The sequence below is a fragment of the Leptospira kirschneri serovar Cynopteri str. 3522 CT genome (assembly GCF_000243695.2).
Classification (GTDB): Bacteria; Spirochaetota; Leptospiria; order Leptospirales; family Leptospiraceae; genus Leptospira; species Leptospira kirschneri.
Window position 1 is genome coordinate 51,594 of record NZ_AHMN02000008.1, and the last position, 22,348, is coordinate 73,941.

Annotated in this window: 15 protein-coding genes and 1 pseudogene; 8 read left to right on the top strand and 8 right to left on the bottom strand. The window is 35.1% G+C overall.

Annotated elements, in window-relative coordinates; genetic code table 11:
* Nucleotides 1-133: 133 nt before the first annotated feature.
* The 4 genes from LEP1GSC049_RS215545 to xerD form a co-directional block, all read right to left on the bottom strand.
* A complete protein-coding gene (locus LEP1GSC049_RS215545; RefSeq protein ID WP_025186044.1) occupies nucleotides 134-499 on the bottom strand; it encodes a TfoX/Sxy family protein in 366 nt (121 codons plus the stop codon).
* A gap of 84 nt (nucleotides 500-583) precedes the next feature.
* Nucleotides 584-982: an LA_2478/LA_2722/LA_4182 family protein gene (locus tag LEP1GSC049_RS215540; RefSeq protein ID WP_004759025.1), complete on the bottom strand. Its 399-nt coding sequence runs from the start codon at nucleotides 980-982 to the stop codon at nucleotides 584-586.
* Complete coding sequence (locus tag LEP1GSC049_RS215535; protein WP_004752220.1) at nucleotides 979-1,407, bottom strand: ATP-binding protein; 429 nt, start codon at nucleotides 1,405-1,407, stop codon at nucleotides 979-981. Before LEP1GSC049_RS215535 ends, LEP1GSC049_RS215540 begins: the two co-directional genes overlap by 4 nt.
* Nucleotides 1,408-1,970: 563 nt before the next feature.
* Complete coding sequence (gene xerD / locus LEP1GSC049_RS215530) at nucleotides 1,971-2,867, bottom strand: site-specific tyrosine recombinase XerD (RefSeq protein ID WP_000204200.1); 897 nt, start codon at nucleotides 2,865-2,867, stop codon at nucleotides 1,971-1,973.
* 97 nt (nucleotides 2,868-2,964) lie between these two features.
* Here xerD and LEP1GSC049_RS215525 point away from each other — a divergent pair, with 97 nt between their 5' ends.
* The 3 genes from LEP1GSC049_RS215525 (at nucleotide 2,965) to LEP1GSC049_RS215515 (ending at nucleotide 5,789) form a co-directional block, all read left to right on the top strand.
* Nucleotides 2,965-3,840 (top strand): tetratricopeptide repeat protein, encoded by an 876-nt coding sequence (locus tag LEP1GSC049_RS215525; RefSeq protein ID WP_004751824.1) that lies wholly within the window; start codon nucleotides 2,965-2,967, stop codon nucleotides 3,838-3,840.
* Nucleotides 3,841-3,970: 130 nt separating this feature from the next.
* A complete protein-coding gene (locus LEP1GSC049_RS215520; RefSeq protein ID WP_016750126.1) occupies nucleotides 3,971-4,999 on the top strand; it encodes an LA_2486 family SGNH/GDSL-type esterase in 1,029 nt (342 codons plus the stop codon).
* Nucleotides 5,000-5,255: 256 nt separating this feature from the next.
* The gene (locus LEP1GSC049_RS215515) at nucleotides 5,256-5,789 is read left to right on the top strand and encodes a DUF1564 domain-containing protein (protein WP_025186045.1); all 534 of its coding nucleotides are present in this window, start codon (nucleotides 5,256-5,258) and stop codon (nucleotides 5,787-5,789) included.
* Nucleotides 5,790-6,335: 546 nt separating this feature from the next.
* On the opposite strand, the gene LEP1GSC049_RS215510 is transcribed toward LEP1GSC049_RS215515, so the two are convergent.
* Together LEP1GSC049_RS215510 and LEP1GSC049_RS215505 are read right to left on the bottom strand one after the other, a co-directional pair.
* On the bottom strand, nucleotides 6,336-7,772 hold the full coding sequence (locus LEP1GSC049_RS215510) for an MBOAT family O-acyltransferase (RefSeq protein WP_004752236.1): 1,437 nt from the start codon (nucleotides 7,770-7,772) through the stop codon (nucleotides 6,336-6,338).
* Nucleotides 7,762-9,102, bottom strand: a complete 1,341-nt coding sequence (locus LEP1GSC049_RS215505) for an LA_2490 family SGNH/GDSL-type esterase (RefSeq protein ID WP_004759109.1) — start codon at nucleotides 9,100-9,102, stop codon at nucleotides 7,762-7,764. The genes LEP1GSC049_RS215510 and LEP1GSC049_RS215505 overlap by 11 nt, the downstream gene beginning before the upstream one ends.
* Nucleotides 9,103-9,907: 805 nt before the next feature.
* Here LEP1GSC049_RS215505 and trxB point away from each other — a divergent pair.
* A complete protein-coding gene (gene trxB, locus LEP1GSC049_RS215500) occupies nucleotides 9,908-10,855 on the top strand; it encodes a thioredoxin-disulfide reductase (protein WP_004752474.1) in 948 nt (315 codons plus the stop codon).
* Nucleotides 10,856-12,313: 1,458 nt separating this feature from the next.
* Here trxB and lsa20 read toward each other — a convergent pair.
* Nucleotides 12,314-12,907: an LIC11469 family lipoprotein adhesin Lsa20 gene (gene lsa20 / locus LEP1GSC049_RS215495; RefSeq protein WP_004752230.1), complete on the bottom strand. Its 594-nt coding sequence runs from the start codon at nucleotides 12,905-12,907 to the stop codon at nucleotides 12,314-12,316.
* A gap of 50 nt (nucleotides 12,908-12,957) precedes the next feature.
* Entirely contained in the window at nucleotides 12,958-14,424 is a 1,467-nt protein-coding gene (locus LEP1GSC049_RS215490) for an NADase-type glycan-binding domain-containing protein (RefSeq protein ID WP_004770675.1), read from the bottom strand.
* 169 nt (nucleotides 14,425-14,593) lie between these two features.
* On the opposite strand from LEP1GSC049_RS215490, the pseudogene LEP1GSC049_RS08015 reads away from it, so the two are divergent.
* The 4 genes and pseudogenes from LEP1GSC049_RS08015 to LEP1GSC049_RS215475 all read left to right on the top strand — a co-directional run bounded on the left by LEP1GSC049_RS08015 (nucleotide 14,594) and on the right by LEP1GSC049_RS215475 (nucleotide 21,905).
* Nucleotides 14,594-16,116 (top strand): annotated as a pseudogene (locus LEP1GSC049_RS08015) (RCC1 domain-containing protein).
* 15 nt (nucleotides 16,117-16,131) lie between these two features.
* Nucleotides 16,132-17,640 (top strand): di-heme oxidoreductase family protein, encoded by a 1,509-nt coding sequence (locus tag LEP1GSC049_RS215485; protein ID WP_016560807.1) that lies wholly within the window; start codon nucleotides 16,132-16,134, stop codon nucleotides 17,638-17,640.
* A gap of 1,606 nt (nucleotides 17,641-19,246) precedes the next feature.
* Nucleotides 19,247-20,140: an alpha/beta hydrolase gene (locus LEP1GSC049_RS215480; RefSeq protein WP_016560811.1), complete on the top strand. Its 894-nt coding sequence runs from the start codon at nucleotides 19,247-19,249 to the stop codon at nucleotides 20,138-20,140.
* Between the two features lie 655 nt (nucleotides 20,141-20,795).
* Nucleotides 20,796-21,905 (top strand): esterase/lipase family protein, encoded by a 1,110-nt coding sequence (locus LEP1GSC049_RS215475; protein ID WP_016748788.1) that lies wholly within the window; start codon nucleotides 20,796-20,798, stop codon nucleotides 21,903-21,905.
* The last annotated feature ends 443 nt before the right edge of the window (nucleotides 21,906-22,348 follow it).

Below are 22,348 nucleotides of genomic sequence, written 5' to 3' on the forward strand. Positions count from 1 at the left end.
TGCCAGTATAAAATGTAGGAACTACTACTTTTAAAGAATTCTCTAATTTTCTCATATCGAATTTACATTAAAAAACATTTCAAATGACATCCAAAATGATTTTAAATCTTTTAAACCACGTATAATGCAAAATTCACTTTTTATTAATTTTTACTTTTTTTGCGACGATACGTTTTTTTTTCTTAGGTTTCATTTTTGGTTCCGGAAGCTCTTGAGCCGTAATTTTAACCAAATGACTCATCCACTTTTTATCTTTCAATTGATCTAAAATCAAAAAACTCGGTTTTGCACCCGGATACGCTGGCGCTTCTTGGACGTTTCCGATCCATTTCCTACCACCTTCCGTGGGTTTTACGAAAAGGTGATTGTCGCAAACAAGAGCTACAATTTTACCATTGCAATAAATTGCATATTCTCCGAACATTTTTTTAGATACAATTTGACCCGCATCTTTCACTTGATCTACGATAAAATCCACAAAACTTAAATCCGAAGCCACTTTTTAGACCTTATTATTTTAGTACTCAAAACCATATCCCAAATTTTACACCTCTGGATTTGTTTCAAAACTTGATACAATACGTTATTCGTCTTTAGAAGACTGAAACAATTCTTGACAGGAAGGAATCCCTCCACCTTCCATTTCTTCGCAAGGCACTTTCAATAAATCTTCCATACAAGTTTTAACTTTGGCAATCTGAGCGTCCGTGACCTTTTCGTATTCATCTGGAAGAATGTTCTGATCTTTCTGTTCTTCCATACATTGTTCCACGGAATAAGTTGTGTTCTCGGAAGATTTTTCCGAAGCAGGTAAGGTTTCTAAATAACGACTGGCACATTCAGCGGTTTTAGTACAAAGTCTGATGAAATAATCCTTACTTAGTTTTTGAACCTCTTCTTTAGAAATAGAAGGGCCTTTTTTACAAGTAAAAGTTGAAACAAAAATAAAAAACAGTATTATGATTTTAGATGAAATATTCATTTTAATTTTGTAAGAATCAGTTTATTTCCTTCCGGTAAGGATTGATCTAGATAAAAATGATCCGTAAGTTTTTTTACAAGATAAAGACCGATTCCTTCCTCCCGATAATCACTTGGTTCATATCCTCTCATTTCGGAAAGATTTTTCTGATTTCCGAAATCCCGAATTCTAATTTCCATACGATTATCAAAAAGACTGATTTCCAAAAAAATAGGTAAATTTTTTTTACCTTCGTAAGAATGTTTGATGACGTTGAGAAGACATTCTCCTACTGCAAGTTTTAAGTCTGCGGAATCACTCGCTGTAAATCCGTTTTCAAACGCCAAATTATAAACCAAACTTCTAACAATGGACAAATAACGTGGATGAGAAGGGATCTGCAAACGAAACAGATTATCTAAACTTTTCTTTTTCCCGGAATCCATTTTAATTCAATTTTTATAATAAAATAAACTAATATCTTGTTATACGCCGCAAAAATTCCATCGCCGTACGACCTATCAAAGATTACTACAAAAAGTACGCTAAGTCCAACAATTAACTCTTCTAAAACAAAAATTCAAAAGAGTTGTTGAAAAATTCCATAGTGGAAATTTGCAAAACTGTTTCAATTCTCCATTTCAATACAATGAAAACAGACGGAGAATTTATTTTTCAACAACTCTAAAATACTTTGAAAACGATCTATTGAACATTAATTAGATGAATTCACAACAATAGATAGAAAATCTAAAATTGTAAAAACTTTTATACATCACGTTTCTGTAAATAAAAAGTTTCTTTTTATAAAATTTACAAGTATTTGATTTTTTTCTAAATCTATATTAGAGTTATTGAAAAATTCCATAGCTGCGATTGACAAAATTGCTCCAATCAACCGTTTTCATAAAATAGAAACAGATGGAAAATTCATTTTTCAACACTCTATTGATTTTCTAAAACATTAGAAATGTTTTTTAAACTATTGCTATCAATTTAGGTTTTACTACTATCCTCTAGGATGGAATTTCTTATGAACTTCTCTTAGAGTTTTATTCGCCATATGAGTATATATTTGGGTCGTAGCAATATCGATATGTCCTAATAGTTCTTGAACCGATTTTAAATCCGCGTGGTTTTCCAATAAGTGAGTCGCAAAAGAGTGTCTGAGAGTATGAGGAGTCACTTTTTTTAAGATGGAGGTTCTTTTAATATAATGGTTAAGAAGTCTCCAAACGGATTTACGATTGATGTAAGAACCTTTTTTAGAAACGAACAAATATTCGCAGTTTCTAGATTTAAGAATAAAAGGACGACTCTGTTTCAGATAACGATTCAGAATATCCAAGGATTTCTCTCCGAAAGGAACTAGTCTTTGACGTCCTCCTTTTCCTTCGACCGTCAATGTCATTCCCTCTAGATCCATGTCGTTTAATCTTAAATTGCAGGCCTCTGAAATTCTTAGGCCCGAAGAATAAAGTAATTCAAAAATACATTTGTCTCTAAGCTCATAGAGATTATCTTCTTTGATGCTAGCGAACAATTCCTCGATTTCATCCTGAGTCAGATAATCTGGAATGCTCCTCATCACTTCGGGAGTTTCTATTTTTTCAGTCGGGTTGGTATCTAGTTTTTTCTCGTCCTTTAGAAACTTATAAAACTGCCTAATCGCCACCACTTCTCTCGCGATCGTTTTAGAGCTAATCTTACGATCTTTTTCCTCGTTCAAAAATCGCATAATATCGTCCGCTTGAACTTTTAAGAAATCTATATGTTCTTTTTCTAGAAAGTTCTTGAACTTGTTCAAATCGTATCCGTAGGAATAAATCGAATTGTCGCTAAGTCCCTTTTCTACCGAAAGATATTCTTGAAAATTTTGAAGTAGGTTGTTATGTGAAGATGTCACTGCTTTTAGTCCCGTCTGAAATGTTTAACAAGTACTAAATCCTTCGGACGTTTCCCCTCAGGAGAATTAAACTTTTTTATGTTGCCTAAAGGGTTTATTGGAAAATTCTAATCGAAACCCCGGACAAATTCAGTTCCGGTTTTCTTTTTTTCTACGGATGAGAATAAAAACTTCTGTATTTATGAGACTAAATATCCGATACGTTTCTTTCTCTTTTTTCCTGTTGTTATTTTTTGTTTTCTGCTCCTCTGATGAAGAAATGATTTGGGAGGCAAGAGACTCCATTTCTAAAGGAAACACCGCGGAAGCAATGCGTCTTTACGAGACGATTCTTAAAAAAAATCCGACCCATTTAGAAGCCAATCGAACTCTCGGAATGATTCTAGCGGACAGTGGAGTCGCTCTCAATTCCGCTGCGTTTTATTTAGAACGAGCGGAATTGTCTCTTCCAGGCGATTCCTCTCTTCTACTCTACCTTCTTGAAATTCATTTACAAGAAAAAGATAGGGATAAAACCAAACGAATTTTAGAAAAATTTTCCAAATCGAAAGATAAAGAAATGGAAAGTTATGCGATTTTTCTCAGAGACTGTCTTTTAGATAAAAAGAAAAACCTATCTGAATTCAATCGATTTAAAACCAGCGAAATTCCCGCCTTTCTTCCCCCTGCGAGAAGACTTTTCTTAAAATGTGAACTTTCACTTTACAGCGTTTCCCAAAGTTCGGAACAATTCCATTTTGATCATTCAATCGTAAAACGATTCAAACGGAATCTGCTTCTTTCGCAACAAAGAGAAATTTTTTTTAAACCGATCGCAATAAATCCTAAAATTTTATCCATAGAAAAAAAGACTTTCTCTCAAATAATTTCAGTAGATTATAATAATATTAAATATTCCTTTTTATCAAATTCAGATATCTTTTTACAAAATTCCCATTTGCAAAGTTTTTTCCACGAGCCTCTCATTCTATGAGTCATTTAAAAAATTTTTCTTTTTTCATTTTACAAAGTAAGAATGTTTTATTTTTAAAATTTAGTTTTTTATTCGTTTTTAAACCAGAAACACTTTCCCACAAATTACTCTTCTGTATCGATTTTTTTGTATGAATTTTATTTCCATCAGTAAAATCTTTTTTCTCTTTATCGTCTGCATTTTGTTAGTTGAATTTATAATGAGAATATTCCCTCCTACGGGTTTGGTTTATAAACTCAGAGATAAACAAGTTCATTGTATCGAAGAATGGGAAATTCCTGAAATTTTACTCTGTCCTAATTCAGATACAATCCTTCCCCACCCTGCCGGATTTACTTTTCGAGTTCGGGTAGATGAACAAGGAGAAAGAATCGTCTCGGAAGAAAAAACGGTTCCAGGTAAAAAGCCTGAAGTTTGGCTGATGGGGGATTCGATTGCTTATGGTTTTGGCCTCAACGATTCTGAGACGATCGCTTGGAAAATGCAGGAGACTCTCCAGCAGTTCGGGTTCCAAGTTCGAAATCTGGGCGTTGACTCCCTTGGTACAGGAGGGATTCAAAGAAGAATGGAAAGAAAACTAATTTGTAAAGAATCGAATCAGAATCATTGTATTTTGCCGAAGGCAATCTTTTGGATCTATCATCCTTCGGATCTGCAAGACGTCCACAGGGATTTTTACTTAAGAAATTCATTATCCGGTAGATGGTTTTTTCGCAGTTCGATTTTTCTATCCAGATATAGTGCCCTTTATAACTTTTTTAAAATCCAAAACGAAATTAGAAAACTTGAAAATCTTCGTAAAAAAGGTCCTGAAATTATTCCGGAAACTCTTTCCGATTATCCGCAAGACCATCCTTCCTTTTTTGAAATGAAAACTTTTTTTGATACATGCAAAAAATTGAATATTTCTTTGACCGTGGTTTTATATCCGAACGGCTCACATTCCTTAACCCCTCTTATTTCTACACCTTTGTTAGACCAAATCGCTCAAATTGCAGAAAAAAATGGTTTTTCTGTTTTGGATACAAGGCCCGATTTTATTCAGGAATTTAATCAATACAAAACGGATTTTTATCTTCCTAACGACGGTCATCCTAATTCTACCGCAGCCAAACTCATCGCAGATAGGATTTCAAAAGAAGTTATTTCAAAGTTTTGATAAAATTTTATCACTGCCACTGTAAAGAGTAACACCCAAAATATACGGCTCATTTTTATGTAATGCGGGCTCTGCGTAAAAACTGAATTTTTCTATAAAAAATGTAGGAGCTCATACAAATCTAGATTTTATAGATCCATTCTGGAAATGTAGGAACTACTACTTTTAGAAAAAAATTTTAATCATTCATTTGATTTTTTCCTTTTTTTTATCTAAAAAACGATCTTCTCGAATCTATCTTGGAACCGTTTCTGATATGGGCATACTATTATTGAATTCAGATTATAAGATACAGTCTACTCTTCAAGAAGACCAAACTAACGTTGTAACCCTTCTGATTCCGGAAGCTACACTTCTGCTATATCCTGAAAAGGAGAGAAAAAACCTTCCTAAAAGAATTCCACAACTTTTGAAAGTATATGGCAAATACTTAACCTCAGCCAATCGTTTGGGAAAAAAAGCGAATAAAACAATGTATCAAAACAGTCCTGGTAAAAAGAAGTTAAAAAAAATTAGCGTTCGGATAAGCACCGGAAACTGGGCTTTGTTAGGTGCACTTTCTCAATCGCATGGTGTTTCCCGTTGTTTTCTTTTTAATTATCTTTTATGGTTGGATCGGATTGGAGTTGGAGACTCTATCGTGAGTACGATGAATGAAGGAGTTCCCACGTTTCACAGAAACTACAGCTATATCTTGAACCTAGACTTATTCAACAATCAAATTTCAAGGATCTTAAAATGTGATCCCGAAAATTATTTTAACGTGAAGCAGGACGTAAGGGACCCATAATTCTGAAAAAAGCTGGGATCTGAACTTTATAGATCGATTCCTTAAATGTAGGAACTAACACAAAACTTAGGTTTGTCTGTAAAATGATGTGAGAAACTACACCAATTTATAAAATAGAATTTTATAATAATTGAATCTGTCGTATTTAAGTGTGGGTACTACTGCAAATCACGATTTTACGAACAAATTCTAAAATTGTAGGAACTCATACTTTTAAAGAATGTGTTCTCGACCGAACTCACGTTAAAATGGGATTCAAATTTTGATGATGACCGCAAAACAGCAGTTTTGTGCAAAAGCCGGATGAACGATGATTCTTTTTGTATCTCATAGCAGTTCCCACAATTTTCAAAGCTTAATTGTAAATCCACGATTTGTAAGAGTTCCCACATCTATTTTTTTTTACGAAAAAATTGACCTAAGATAAAACGAATCTATTACGCCGAATTCGCGTTATTTTAACGTTTTAAATTATCAAGACTGATTGATTCGATTCTTAAAACAAACTTTTAAAAAATTCCAAACGAAACAAAAGATTCAAAAAACTTAAAATTGAAAATAAAGAAAAGGTTGGCTAACGGTTACGCTGTAGAGAATAAAACCAACTAAAATCATCATACCCGCCAAAGGATAAACTACCCAAGATTTATTTTGAACTCCTTCCATCCAAACTTGTTTCTTTTCCTGTAAATAATCCGCACCGAATAAAAATACTACGGCTAACACAACCGAAAAAGGAACTTGAATTGTTTGCCCGTTTTCCCAAGAAAAACTTCTTTTTACGATCGCAAAGGCAAGATCCAAACTAGAATGATAACCGTATTCTGGAGAAGGTTTGGCTCGGAAAAAAAACATAGAGAACGAAAAAATCAAAAATGAATACGCGTATTTAATCCATTCCGGAATTTTATCCCAAGTTCGTTTCAAACTGGAAAAGGAAAATATAAATCTTTCTAAAACCATCACCAAAGCGTGGCAAGCCCCCCAAATGATAAAGTTCCAATCCGCTCCGTGCCAGATTCCGCTTACAAACGTAGTGATAAACACATTAAAATAAGCGCGAAAGACGCTCACCCGATTACCACCTAACGAAATGTAGATGTAATCTCTGAGCCAAGAAGAAAAAGAAATATGCCACCTTCTCCAAAGCTCGGTTACGGTTTGAGATAAAAAAGGGCGCGTAAAATTTTCCGGTATAGAATATCCCAAAATTCTTCCGGTACCGATAGCCACATCTGAATAACCCGAAAAATCGCAATAAATCTGAAAAGAAAATAAAAACGCAGCCATCACCAACGAAACGGAATCGTAGGCTCCTGGATTGGAAAATATCGGATCTACTGCAATGGAAATAGGATCGGCAACGAAGGTTTTTTTATAAAGCCCCCAAGAAAGTTGTCTAATTCCAGGAAGTAAATTTTCTTTTTTAAAAGTATAACTTTCCAAAAATTGATGAAGCATATCTTGGGCACGAATGATAGGTCCCGCCACAAGTTGCGGAAAAAAAGAAAGAAAAAGTCCGAACTGAAAAAGATTTTTTGCCTGTGGAACGGTTCCTCGATAAACGTCCACCGCATAAGAAATCGCCTGCAAAGTGAAAAATGAAATTCCCATCGGAAGGATAGCGCCAGTGGAAGAAACATAAGAAGGGTCGCAAGGTTTAGAGTTTGTAAATGAATTCCAAGCATGGATGGAAAAGTCCAAATATTTGAACACGTAAAGAAGAAACAGATTCCCCCAGACTGCTACATTCAAAAATAATAATTTTATAAATTTAGAATTTACCGCTTCCATCCATTTGACCGCACAATAAGTCAAAACGATAGAATAGATCAAAAGAAGAACAAAAGGAATTTTGAATATAGCGTAAAAATATAAACTTGCTGCCAAAAGCCAATATTTCTGAAATTTTGAGGGAAGTTTAAAATAGAGAAAAATTACGAGAGGAGCAAAAACGAGATATTGAACCGAATTAAAAAGCATTTTTTTCCAATTCCTTGAGTTGTTTTTCCAAGGCTCGTTTTGCCCATCTATTTCCTGACACAGTCAAATGTCCGTCTTCTGGAATGAAATAATCCCTGATTCCGGAGAATTTTTTTTCTCCTTGAACTTCGATAATTTCTCCGCACATTTCAGAAGTTTCTTTTCTCAGTTTCAGTACCGGAATTCCTTTTTTTTCAAAATAGGCCGCCGCACGAAGAGCATAGTTTTCCAAAGGGTGATACAATCCTCGGTTTCTACAAAAAATTTCCTCTATTTGAATCGGCATGAGTACGATGACGAGTCGAATTCCATTGGACCTAGTATATTCCACCATTTCATCATAAGCTTTTCTTGTAATTTCAGGAAGAGGTTCCAAAGAATTTAAACGAGGTTCTTTTTCCTGACAGGAAAAATAATCCGGAATTGGCTCCGGACAAAACTTTCTTTTATATTCTTCTTTACTCATGATTTCCGGATTTGGAATCTCAACTACATTCTTTTTTTTGAATGTTTCTTGTATATTTGGATCGCACGTTGTTTCCGGAGTTCTAAAAAAGGAATCCTTCATATACTTTGCAGGCGTCTGTTCCACAGTTGATGTTGAAGAAAATCCAGTGGAATTCCATTCTGATTTCAAACGAAACAAAGTAAAACCGTATTGAACCTTTAATTGTTCAAACGCTAGTTTTAAAGCCTGAAAAGTATAAGAGGCGCGAGAAAGTTCAAATTGAATCCTAAAATTTCGGTTAAAGTTCAGATCTCTACTTCGAATTTCATCAATCTCGTCATCTGATAACATTCCTTTAGCTCTAAGTTCTTCCGGAAGAGTGAAATCGTTTCCAGAAACGAAAAACAGAACTTCTTTTAGATTCTTTAACTTAGGAGCCATGTCTTGTAACCTTCTGAGTGCACCTAACGACCCGTAGGCGTCCACGGCCAAATTTAAAGTTTGTCTGGCTCCACCTTTCAACTCAATGCCGTTCAATTGATGGCAAAAAGTATCCTCGTCGGAAACGCCAAAACCCATCACGAGACTGTCTCCTAAACAAGCCAATTGAGGTTTTGTAGAATCGGGTTCTTCTAAACCCCTCATTCCAAGAGAGTTGGTTCTAAATCTACCTTCCCATTTACCGGTAAAATGACGAATGAATATGTCCTTGTTCGGTGCAAGGTCCACGTAATAAATCGGGTTGTATCGATGGAGAAGTTTTTGATCTCTATAAAATTGAAGAGAAGGACTTTGGAGTACGTTAAGAAGAATTTCCGTTCCGACCAAAACGAGGATGAAAAATACAAGGGCTCGTCCTGCCCAGTAGAAGAATCCTTTCATGGATAGAGGAAAGGTTGAAATACAAGGCTTTCATGGCAAGCGAATTAGTTACAAATTACGGCTCTAAAAAAATCACAAATTGTAACTATTCAATCCAGACTGGAACCTAAAAAAACGTGAATTCGGTATAATGCCGCGAAAGAATCGCGAGGAACGCTCTCTCAAACTAAAGCGTCTCACTTCTTGAATTAAAATAAAACGTTTCCTGAATGCCAATCCTTAGAGAGGCGCATTCACTGAGTTTTCCGGGTCGCATTTTATAGGCGCTCGACAGATCGTATTCTGCATTAAAACTAAAGACGATTGTTGTATTATATTTCCTATATACAATTGATTGACCAGAGCTAAAAAGCCCACCGGCTTGCCACAGAAAGCCCCGATTGTCAAAAATAGAATATGTCTGAATTTTTAGTCATTTGTCAAAAAGAACGAATATCCAAAAAATAAATGTCTTTCTAATTCCCTTGAAAACGTGGGAATTACTACTTTTTTCCGTTTTTTTAACGTGAGTTTCGGCGTAAAGAATGTTCATTTTTCTAAAAAAAGTTGTGATCTCAATTCCTAAAATGTAGGAACTACCACAAATCACGATTTTACAAACAAATCCTAAAATCGTAGGAACTCATACTTTTAGAAAAATCTTTCTCGTTTCCTTACGCTGAACTTACCATGATAAATCTGTATGAGTTCCCACACTTTAAACAGAGAAAAACTTTCAAAATTCTCATGCGAAAAAAGGATCTGCTTTACAACGAAAGAGTCTAAAAATAGATCAAATTTAGAACCATTCTAATTCGAGGAAACAATGGCCCATAAACTAATTATCATAGGTTCCGGACCAGCCGGACATACTGCAGCGATTTACGCCGCCAGAGCCAACTTAAACCCGGTTATGTATGAAGGATTTATGGCGGGTGGAATCGCCGCAGGAGGCCAACTTACTACTACCACTGAAGTGGAAAACTTTCCAGGTTTTCCGGAAGGGATTGATGGAACTAAATTAACTCAACTTTTTCGGGAACAATCTATTAAATATGGGACAAAGATCCTTACTCAAACCATCACTAAAGTAGATTTTTCTTCCAAACCGTTTAAACTCTGGTCGGACGATGAACTGATCGAAGCGCATGCAGTCATCATAGCCACCGGAGCCACCGCAAAAAGAATGAACGTGATGGGCGAAGACATTTATTGGCAAAGAGGAATCTCCGCCTGTGCAGTTTGTGACGGAGCCCTTCCGATTTACAGAAATAAAGAACTCGTAGTTGTAGGAGGTGGAGACTCGGCGATAGAAGAAGCTTCCCACCTAACTAAGTTCGCATCAAAAGTGTATTTGGTTCATAGAAGAGATTCTCTGCGCGCTTCCAAAATTATGCAGAAAAGAGCAACTACTCATCCTAAAATAGAAATCATTTGGAATTCTCAAGTGAAGGAGGCCAAAGGCGATGGTAAAAATCTTACCTCTTTGACTTTAGAAAACACGGTAAACGGCCAAAGAAAAGAACTTCCAGTCGGCGGACTTTTTTATGCAATCGGACACAAACCCAATACGGACATTTTCCAAGGGATTTTGGATTTAGATGAAAGCGGTTATATCAAAACAATTCCCGGCTCCACCAAAACGAACATAGAAGGAGTTTTTGCAGCGGGAGACGTTCAAGACAAAATTTATCGCCAAGCCGTCTCTGCCGCAGGTTCCGGATGTATGGCTGCCTTAGACGCAGAACGCTGGTTAGAGTCTATAGAAGAATAAGAGTTTTAGAATATTCTAAAATTTTTAATATCCTTAATTTAGATTTTACGAAACTTACTTTTTTATTTTTTACATCTAAAAAATTTTAAAACTTAAACGCAGTTTAGTCAGAACTATAGAATAACGTGAGCAGGATGTAATAGATTCGTTTTATAAAAACATGATTTTTCCATAAAAAAATAAATGTTTAAAATTTGTAATGCGACTTAATCTGTGGGAACTCTCACAAATCGTAGATTTACAGTTAAACTTTGAAAATTGTGGGAACTACTATAAAATACAAAAAGAATCATCGTCCATCCGGTTTTTACATAAAACTACTGTTTTGTGGTCATCATCAAAATTTGAATCCCATTTTAACGCGAGTTCGGCTTAAGAAAACATTTTTTAAAAGTATGAGTTCTTACAATTTTAGAATTTGTTCGTAAAATTGTGGTTTGTGAGAGTTTTCGCACTTGAATACGACAGATTCAATTATTATAAAATTCTATTTTATAAATTGGTGTAGTTTCCCACATCATTTTACAGACAAACCTAAGTTTTGTGTTAGTTCCTACATTTAAGGAATCGATCTATAAAGTTCAGATCCCAGCTTTTTTCAGAATCATAGGTTTCCTACTATAACCAACCACACAAGTTGAATAGGATTTTAGAATCCAAATTGAACTCAGCAAAACGCACATTATTCAAGTGTTCCGACAAGAATGAGGTTTTTTACTTGCAAAAAGTATGTTTTTCTGATAGAGAAAAATCTTTCAAATTTTCCCACCACCTCTCCTCCTCCACCCGAAACGCGGGCGGGGCCGATCTTTTTACAGAGGATTTGTCGTAATTCCGACAGATTTATATTGAGATCCAAATACTTGTGTGGTTGGTTATGGCCTCTCACGTTAAAATGAGTTCCCAATATTTTATATTGAAACAAGATTTTATGATTAAAATTCGCGACACTCAACTTTATATGGATCCGTAAAAATGATTTTCAAAGTGAAGTTCGATTTTAAAATTTAGAAATTTTAGAGTTTTCACAAACTCAAAGTATGGTTGTAAAATTCTAGAATTATTGCAACTGCTCGCAAAAGATTTTATCGGTACGAATTTAAAATCGAGGGTATCAAGTTCTTTGGTTGACGGATTCGTACCGTTATCAATAGAGTTGTCGAAAAATTTCTAGTGAAAATTAGCAAAATCTGCTTCAATTGACCATTTCAATACAACGGAGAATTTATTTTTCAAAAACTCTAATTTCTACAGATACATTCAAGATCGAATTAAGACATTCTTTTATAAAAATTGCTCCTCTTTCACTGTCTGAAAATTACGAGTAATTATTGAGCATTAAATTAACATAACGATAGCCGTTTTCAGAAATATTTTTGGATCGAAATAGTAATGAAATATAACGTTTTCAAAAAACCGTTTTTATAATATCTCATATTTCTACCAAAACCAATTGGATCAATCTTCACCGCTTAGACCACTTCCTATCCCTTTTTGATAAAGACGGATTCTATCTTCGTCCATTCCTACAAGTGTATGAGAAATTTTTAATTCTTTTCCTAAAACCTCCGTTCCGGTTCTTAATTCAACCACTCTGTACCAAATTTCGTTAGAAGGAATATAAAAAGCGTGATTGACACAAAGACATTTGAACTTAAAACCTAAAGAACCTTCTGCGGGCACCATAGAATGAGGAGCCGCAAAAAAATAAAAATCTTCTTTGGTTGTGTTTCTAACAACCAATACGAATTTTTTTTTAGAACCGGGTTTGAAATAAAATTCAGATCCTTCTATTTTAGAAGAAACAGGAGCCTCCGACAGATCCTTAACACTTCCGGTAGCCCATAAATCTACGGGTCTTTGAGAAGCTCCCTCGTAGAGTTCCATTTCTAAAGGAAAATTTTTTTTCTCCCAAAGAATTTGAACCTGAATCTGCCGATTTGGATCAAAAGAAACCGATTCAAGATTTTCAGAATTGGAAATTTCTTTTTTACAACCAAACAGATCTAAAAAAAGAATCAAAATTAGAATTTTATAAATTAACTTCTTCAATTGAAAAAAACCTAAAATTTTAGAATGTAAAATTTCTCTAAAAAAGAAATCTACTCAAGAGCCATCTCTAAGATTTGAAAATCCAGCTTACGACTCGAACTTGTATTTTGGATATAAACGTTTCCGTTCCATTTTTTAATCGTAATGAAGTCTTGAAAAATAATTTCCTTTTTATTAGGATCTTGATTTCCCATATTACAATCTCTACCACAACCATTACAATCCATGTCCGAATACTTCTCCATAAAAGTAGATGAGTATTTTCGCATATACCCAAATACTCTCAATTCCAAAGAATCCGCTGAAGACTTTTTGACCTCATAGTTTCCAATTGCATAAAACTTACTCGTCTCATTAAATACCCCTTGTGCACCTGCATTTTGATCACTCGTATTCCCTTCCATAAAAAAAGAACCGTCTGATCTCATTCTTAAAGACCAAGTTGAGTCCGTCCTGACATTTCCCTGTTCATCCGAATTCTCCGAAGAAGAAATCATTTCCGTACTCTGCATTTCCGTTGGATAATCTGAAATTTCAATACCTCTTAATCCTCGATTTAAAATCTCATTTAAATTAGAAGAGGTAAATTGAAGATGATTCGACTGAGCAATACTTTGAGACCTTTTAATCGGATCGATCAAAAACCAATCCTTATCTTTTCCAAAACGAATTTCACTGAGTACTAACCCTTTGTACATCTTTCCTTCGTAAATATCGTCTACGGTTAAACGTAAAGAATTTCCTTTATACGTTTTTTCTAATAGGATTTCCTGAGGACCAAGAATGTCCTGAAGTTGAATTTTTTGACTATAACCGTCTTCTCCGGTTAACGTAGCAGATTTTAATCTACCGTTCGAATAACAGTGTTGATCCGATCTTTGATACCCATTCCAAATTTTGATTTTATTGAACTTTTGAGTTTCTTTAAATTTAAAATCGAGAGTAATTCCTTTACCTTTTTTATCCGAAGCCCAAGCGTATTCATAACGAGAATCAAAAAGATTCATCACGTCATAAGATTGAACCGGACTTGCAGTTTCTGAGGCGATAACCGAACCTTCCACTATATTAGGAAGTTTTAAAGAGATCTGTTTATCTTTTTCGTCGTAAAAACGAACCTCTCCGATACAAAGTTCTTTGTTCTTTCTAAAATTAATCGTTACGGATCTGGCAAATACCGCCTTTTCAAAATTTACAGTGGCTTTTTTTGCAGAAAGATCAGCTGCAGCGCTGGTTTCATCGAAATTGATATAAACCGTCACTGCGTCATTAAATTCAGACTTACAAGAATCTATTTCCACTTTTTTTAACTGAAAACCTTCATCCGGATAAATGTGAATTTTTACAAATTCGGCCCCATCTTCCGGCTTCCAATTTTCTCCATTAAGAGCAACAAACGCGAGTTTATCGCTTAAGGAAGTGGACGTTGCCATAGAAACGCTGAGTTCTTTTTTGCAATCTTGAAGAATCAAAGTTAAAAAAGAAATTAAGAGCAAAAAGCGAATCTTATGACCCATTTGAGAACGCTCCAATAAAGAATTTCTACGATTCTTTTGTTAAAACACTCTCTGTCAAATGCAAAGGTAATAGAATCTGAGGAATCCTTGACGTTCAAGATACTTTCCTTTTCTTTGATTAATAAGTGAGAATAATTCTCAATCTCATTATTATATAATAGGAGAAATCGTGAAACAAAAAATTGCATTCATTCTATCTACCGTTTGGTTCATCTCTTGTAGTCCCCAATCTCGAATCGACATTACTCCCTTGCTTTTGGCCGCGCTTTCTCCTCAGACACCCGGATCCCAAAACGAAATTTCTTTCCAGGTTCTTTCTCCTCGAGAAGGAGAAATTCTTACTGTCTATCAATTAGAAACAACAGTTCAAGCAAACTCGGACGGAGAATTCGAAATCCTTCATGAAGGAAATAAATTATTTACATTTAAATCTACCCCATCTTCTCCCCAAACATCCCCTACCTTTAAACCTAAAAACGGCGAGAATACGATCAAAGTTCGTTTCAAAAAATCTAACGGCTTCATTCTCTCTCAAGAAATCCATTTCTACTTCGGAACCAAACTGAGTGCAGGCGGAGCACATTCCGGTTTTTTAATAAACGGAGAACTTTATACAGTTGGCAGAAATAACTTCGGTCAACTCGGAATGGGTATTTCTACGGGAGACAATATCAACGATAGAATTATGAAAGTGGATCGTATTCGAGATATTTTCAGCATTCACTTCAATCAAAACAATTCAATGGCGATCTCTCAAAGCGGAAGAGTTTATACCTGGGGAGCGAATTCAAAAGGACAACTAGGAATTGGAAACAACAACACGGACCCGGCCAAAGCAAGCGATGCTGGAAACAGACAACCTCCTACCGAGATTCCCGGAATCAACAACGCCGTGATGGGAGCTTACGGTTTTAATCACGCGTTGATTTTAAAATCGGACGGAACCGTAGTTGCATTCGGCCAAAATAATGTCGGTCAATTGGGAAATGGGGAAAACAATTTAAACCGTAATTCCTTTTCTTCTAATCCTGTGAATGTAGTTCAACTTAGAAATGTAATCCAAGTAATTGCAGGCTCGGAACATTCCGCCGCCCTTACAGAAAACGGAGAGGTTTATGTTTGGGGTAGAAATCAATACGGAAATTTAGGCAATGGTATTGTCTCTCCAGCTAACACGGTTCAATCCGTTCCCGTAAAAGTAGAAGGCCTTCCCAAAATCAAACAAATCGCAAACGGTAGAGATCATATCCTGGCGTTAACGTATGATGGAAAAATTTATTCCTGGGGTTTAAACGCAAGCGGTCAATTAGGAATCGGAGGAAATGGAAATCCCCCACCCACTCCAATCCCAACAAAAATTTTGAATATTCAAGATGTAGCATCTATTTGGGCGGGCGGAACTCAAAGTTTCGCGATCTTAAAAAACGGAGAAGTGAAAGGTTGGGGAGCAAACGGCAATATGGCAAGCCTTGCTCTTGGAGAATCAAATACGCCAAAAGTCTACGAACCGAACAAAGCGGTGGTAGGTATTGACAACGTAGTTCATTTCGGTTGCGGCGCCACTCATAACTTCGCACTTCTTGGTAACGGAGAAATCTATGGTTGGGGTTGGAACTTTAAAGGTTCTCTAGGAAGAAACGATCTACAAAATAATTGGGGGCGCCCAATCCAGTATCCATCAAGCTTCCATAATATTATAATTTTAAAATGAATTTAAATCTCTTTTATTTTTCATCAATTTCTATCTTTTTAAAAAGACAATCGAATCAGATTCTTTCGGTCTTTCTGATTTTTATTTTTTTGTTTTTGTCAAATTGTACTTCAAAAAAGACATTTTGTTCCTCTAACGATTGTAAAATCGCAATTTCGTTGGTCTCAATTCTTTCCTTACTCGATGACAGCCAAGACTGGGAATATGAAGCAGGAGAAGAATTTCAGGGAGGTATAAAAATGACTAGTTTCGAATTTGGAGAATCCGCATTTCGACAATTTTCTAAAAATGCTTCTTTACGTTCTATTTCCGAATATACGGTGGGACAAACGGTATTTGAAGTTCCTTGGACTCCCGGTTTTTCAGCCGCTATTCCGGATAGAGACGGGTTAGGTCCTCTCTTTCATACCGACTCTTGTCTGAACTGCCACGCAGGGAATGGTCGTGCGCTCGAAGAAGAAGACGAAAATTTAACCTTTAGTCTCGTCCGACTCAATGTAGGAGATAATTCTCATCGCTCCGAACCAAGATACGGAGGTCAATTTCAACCTAATTCGGTTCGTGGCGTTCCCAAAGAAGGGGACGTTAGATTGAATTATCAGGAAATCAATGGCGAGTTTGAAGACGGTACAAAATATACATTACGTTCTCCTATATTAGAATTTTCAAATTTAGGATACGGTCTTTTTGCAAACGATACAAGAACTTCCGTTAGAGTTCCTCCACAGGTTATAGGATTAGGGCTTTTGGAAACTGTTCCAGAAAATACAATTCTTTCCTTTGCAGACCCATCCGATAAAGACGGAAACGGAATTTCAGGTAGACCAAACTACGTCTTAAACTTAAATGGAATCGGGCAAACACTGGGAAGGTTCGGTTGGAAAGCAAATAACACTGATTTGTCGAGACAAAGTTCCGCCGCCTTCTTAGGTGATCTTGGAATTACCTCTCCCATGTTTCGAACGGAAAATTGTACAAACTCTCAGGCAGAGTGTCTGGCTTCCAGAAACGGCGGTTCTCCCGAAATACCTCAAAATAGAATCACAGCAATTACAAATTATCTTAAATTGATCGCGGTTCCCGCAAGAAGAAAAGCGGATAACACAAGTGTACTGTTAGGAAAGAAAATTTTTTTTAAAGCTGGATGTAAATTCTGTCATATTCCCAAAATGCAAACTGGGTACAATGATAATTTTCCTGAACTCTCTTATCAAACAATCAGACCCTATACAGATCTTTTGTTACACGATATGGGAGAAGGCCTTGCAGATAACAGACCAGACGAAGAAGCAAACGGAAGAAAATGGAAAACACCTCCTCTTTGGGGTATCGGTTTGTTCGAAGAAGTAAACGGTCAAACTAGATACCTTCACGATGGAAGGGCAAGAGATCTCATGGAAGCCATTCTGTGGCACGGTGGAGAGGCCAAATCTAGTAAAGATTTTATTCTTAAATTGGATGTTAGAGATAGAGCACATCTTCTCAATTTTTTGAAATCACTTTAACGGTAGTTTAAAGTAAAAACTGAATTTTTCCGTAAGTTAATTTTTAGAGCTGTCTTAATTTATATTTTAGAAATAAATTCTAAACACTCAAAAACAAATACTTTTATAAATTCATTCTAATAAACGCTACTTTAGAATTATATAATTTAATTCCCAATCTTTTACACTTCAATAACGTAAATTTAGGAAAGAAAATCTGGGCAGTCCTGCGCTTGCCAGATCGCGCTTTTTACTCCAATTCTTTCAAAATTTAAACTCAATGTTGCTTCCTGAATGCCGATCCTTAGAGAGCATTCGCTTTTGTTTTCCGGATCGCTCTGGAAACTTTAGCAAACGCTTTCTACGAATCGCGTTAACCCAGCAAAACGCTTTTTACTAAAGCGTTTTAGGTCGTTCGAGGTAACTAAAGCGTCTCGCTTCTACGGTCGCTCGACAGGTCGCGTTTTAGAATTTAACATAAGAATCACTTTCACATTGAATTATAACGAATACGCGTTATCCGACACTTCATCACAATATTTACGGGTGCCTAATATTCTACATTCAAACAGAGTTTTATAATAAAGACTTATAATAGAGTTGTTGAAAAATTCCATAGTGAAGATTCGTAAAATTGCTTCAATTGTCCATTTCAATCCAATATAAACAGATCAAGAATTAATTTTTCAACAACTCTAATACTTAATTTTATAGAATCCATTAAAACTTTTTGATTCGAGAAACCACGCAGTAATTGAATTAAAAAATATTTAAACTTCGCAAAGAGACTTAATTTGTAGGAACTACCACCTACTACTCGAACGTATAAAAATAGTATTCAAAATCAATGAACGATTTTACCAAAGATACAGAAGTTTTCAAAAATTGAGTCTGGCCCGGAATCATTTAACATGAATTCGACGTAAGGAACCCATCATTCTAAAAAAAGCTGGAATCTGAACTTTATAGATCGATTCCTTAAATGTGGGAACTCTCACAATTTATAAAATAGAAGTTTATAACAATTGAATCTGTCGTATTCAAGTGTAGGAACTATTACAAAATTTAGGTTTGCCTGTAAAATGATGTGGGGAACTATTGCAAATCACGGTTTTTACGAACAAATTTTAAAATTGTAGGAACTATTACTTTTAGAAAAAATTTTTCCTAATTTCTCTCACATCGAACTCATTTTCAATAGAAACCGGTGATAGTTCATACATTTAGAAAAATACAAAACCTGTGGTAGTTCCTACACTAGTTTGATATACAAAATATTCCAATTTCCTTAAATGTGGGAACTCTCACAAAACTTAGAAATCATTGTTCCTATCAGTCGATCACTAAAAAGTAGGAACTATTACTCATATTTATATATTAGAGTATCATAACTTTTGAAAGGAGGCTCTCTTTCAAAAATAGAATTTTAGATACTCTAATATATATGGTTCTAAGTAAAAAACTAAAATATTTAGAAATTGCTTTAAAAAACGGAACAATTCTTAGAACCGGTCTTTTCGTAAATCATAAAAAACTCACATACTTCTTTAAGAATCTAGAATAAATTGTTCTAGAAAAAGAAAATTTCTCGAAAAAAATCAGTAGCTTTATAAAAATTCCGTTTCAGATGATCTACTTCAAACAATTCAAAGCACTTAAAAAAAATAAAATACATTCTCCTCTTCTTTTCATTCATGGCGCTTGGCACGGTTCTTGGTGTTGGGAGGAAAATTTTGTCCCCTACTTTCAAAAGGCGGGTTACGATGTTTATACGATGGATTTAAGAGGGCATGGTAAAAGTCCAAATCAAAACGGAAAATTCAGATGGAATTCTATCCGTAATTACGTAGAAGACGTAGAAGACGTTATAAAAAAGTTGCCTCAATTTCCTATTTTAATCGGGCATTCTATGGGTGGACTTATCGTTCAAAAGATATTAGAAAAAAATCATGTTTCCAAAGCAGTTCTTCTTGCAAGTGTACCTCCACACGGGGTTTTTAGAATCACACTTGAACTATTAATCCGTCATCCGATTCGTTTTTTGAAAGTTCTACTCACACTTTCCTTGTTTCCAATCGTAGAAGATACAAAATTAGGAAGTGAATTATTTTTTTCAGAATCTCTCGACAAACAAAAAGTGCTTCAATTCGTTTCGAAAACTCAAGACGAATCTTTTCTAGCATTTCTAGATATGTTGATCTTTTCTCTTCCAAAATCAGATCAGATACAAACCCCGCTTCTTGTACTCGGTGGAGAAAAAGACAGATTTTTTGTTCCTTGGGAAATCAAAAGAACGGCTAACACGTATCAGTCGGAAATGGAGATTTTTCAAGGAATGGGCCACAATCTTATGTTAGACGAAGGCTGGGAAAAAGTAGCGGAAAGAATCTATATTTATCTTAACGATTCGAAAGTCCATTTAGAAAAAAAGAAAAACGAAACATTCGTTTCCAAGAAAAAGAATAGTACGAAACAAAAGTCAGCAAAATTAAAAAATAAATCTCAAAAACAAAAAACCTGACCTGAATAGATTCAGGTTTTTCCGTCTCGTCTAACCCTAACCGTAATAACTGAATTTTTATAAAAAGTCTGTTCTGAATCACGACTCAAAACCGCCCCCGTTTTGTTGAGTTCAAGGAGTGAGAAGCTTTAGTTTAGGAAAACGTTTAGAGCAGGTCGTTGTGCTGAATTCAAAAAATAAGAAGTTTTACTCAGAATCATATTAGCATAATATTTTGCACTCCAACAGCACTTTGCAATAAAAACTCATGGTATTCAATTTTATAGGGATTACTCATAACTATATAATAAAGTACCTAATATTTTACATAGAATCAGCGTTTTGTAATAGAATTAACGGTACTCAATTTTATAGAGATCAGCAATAGAACCAAAATACACTTTAAGAAAATTTAAATCTACCACGTTTTGTTTTGAAAACTGTTGGAGACAAGCCGGCATTTAGGTAATCAATTTTATAGAGATCAGTAGTAAAACAAGTTCACAATAGTATTGTTTTGATATATCTGAGTAGAAAGACCACTCAGAAAAACAATATAACCAAAGTAATATATACCATATAATTAATATACTTAAGTATAGAATTATTCTTAAATAAACTTTAAGCTTTTAAATTTTCACTTGCGTATATCTACTCATATTCGTTTATCAAGAATATGAGATTGGTTCAAATTATTTCTAAAACTTTTATATTCTTTCTTTGTATTTTACAATTTTTCTACTGTAAACCAAAAGCAGAAAAAACAAATACCGTAGAAGACATTCTAAAAAATATTGGATTTTCTTTTTGGGACGAATTCAATCACGAACTTTATAAATTTATTCCTATTTCTTCTATCCTTTCCAAAAACGATTTTATATTAGATCAATTCACAATTGCCACTCCTGATTTAAAGGTCAATAAACCGAAAATTATTTTAATTCATGGCTGGGACTTTGAAGAAAGAAATTTCGAACTTCCTACCACCAAAGCTAAAAAAGTTGCGAATATTAGAAAAATCTGGGGTGACGCTCTGGAAATGTATTCTCAAAATCTTTTCGAGACTCAGAACACTTATGAATTTTATACTTTTACGTATCGAACCTCGGACTACGTGGAAAATAACGGTAGAAGACTGATCGATAAACTGAATTCAGTTTTTACTTCTGACGATAAGGTAATTTTGTTAGCCCATTCTATGGGAGGTCTTGTTGCTAGATCCGCTCTTTATCACGTTAATAACACAAACGATATTATTGATTTTATTGTAAGCCTTGGAACTCCTTACTTAGGTTCCCCTTTTGCCTCTCCTAGTTACAGAAAACATTTAGGAGCGTTAGGCGAACTGATCGGATTTGTGACCGGAACGGCAGGAGGGAAAGATCTTGCTTATACAAACGCGTTAGGCACATCGTATCAGGTTCCTGAAGGTGAAATCATTCCAGGCGCTTCCAATGCCTACTTAGAAAGACTTTTAAGCGAATCTTCCAAAGACTCAAAAGTAACAGCGTTTTACGGTGAAATGTCCCAGTGTAAAGGTCATCCAGGTTCCGGAACCGTTTTCATTATCGGTTGTGATATTTTAAAAGACGAAGAACCTAGTTTCGCCAATAAAAACGACGGAATGGTTACTTCCACCAGCGGCAAAATGTCTTCTAAACTTCCACCTGAAAGACAATTCGTAAAAGATTTAGATCACTATCAGTTATCGTTTAGTAGTCACGTAAATGTTATTTCTAGAAACACATATTTTGGAGAAGTGATAGCTATCATTAACTCATTGTAGTAAATAGATCTAAAAAGATCACGAGTTTTATTTTTGAAACCATACTTTGGCCTTATAAAATATACTCCCGCATATCCCACTGAATTTTAAGCATGAGTAAATTATATTTTACTTATGCTTTATAAAATAAAGTAAGTCCGATATATAACGCAAAAGGGATCGGTGCAAGGACGCTCGACAAATCGCACTTGAAACTAAAGCGTTCCACTCTCCATGGATTGTTTGACGGATCACGTTTTATATTGAAACTAAAGACGATATATTGCATAACGTTTTCTGCATACAATTTTATTGACCAGAGCTAAAGAGCCCAGTCCGGCTGCCTATACAAACCGGATTCGTCCTGATTTTCTTACGTCGAATTCACGTTAAAATAATATTGCCTAACAAAAACTATCACATTTCAAAAATAGAAAATCGTATTCAATATCATAGATAAATAT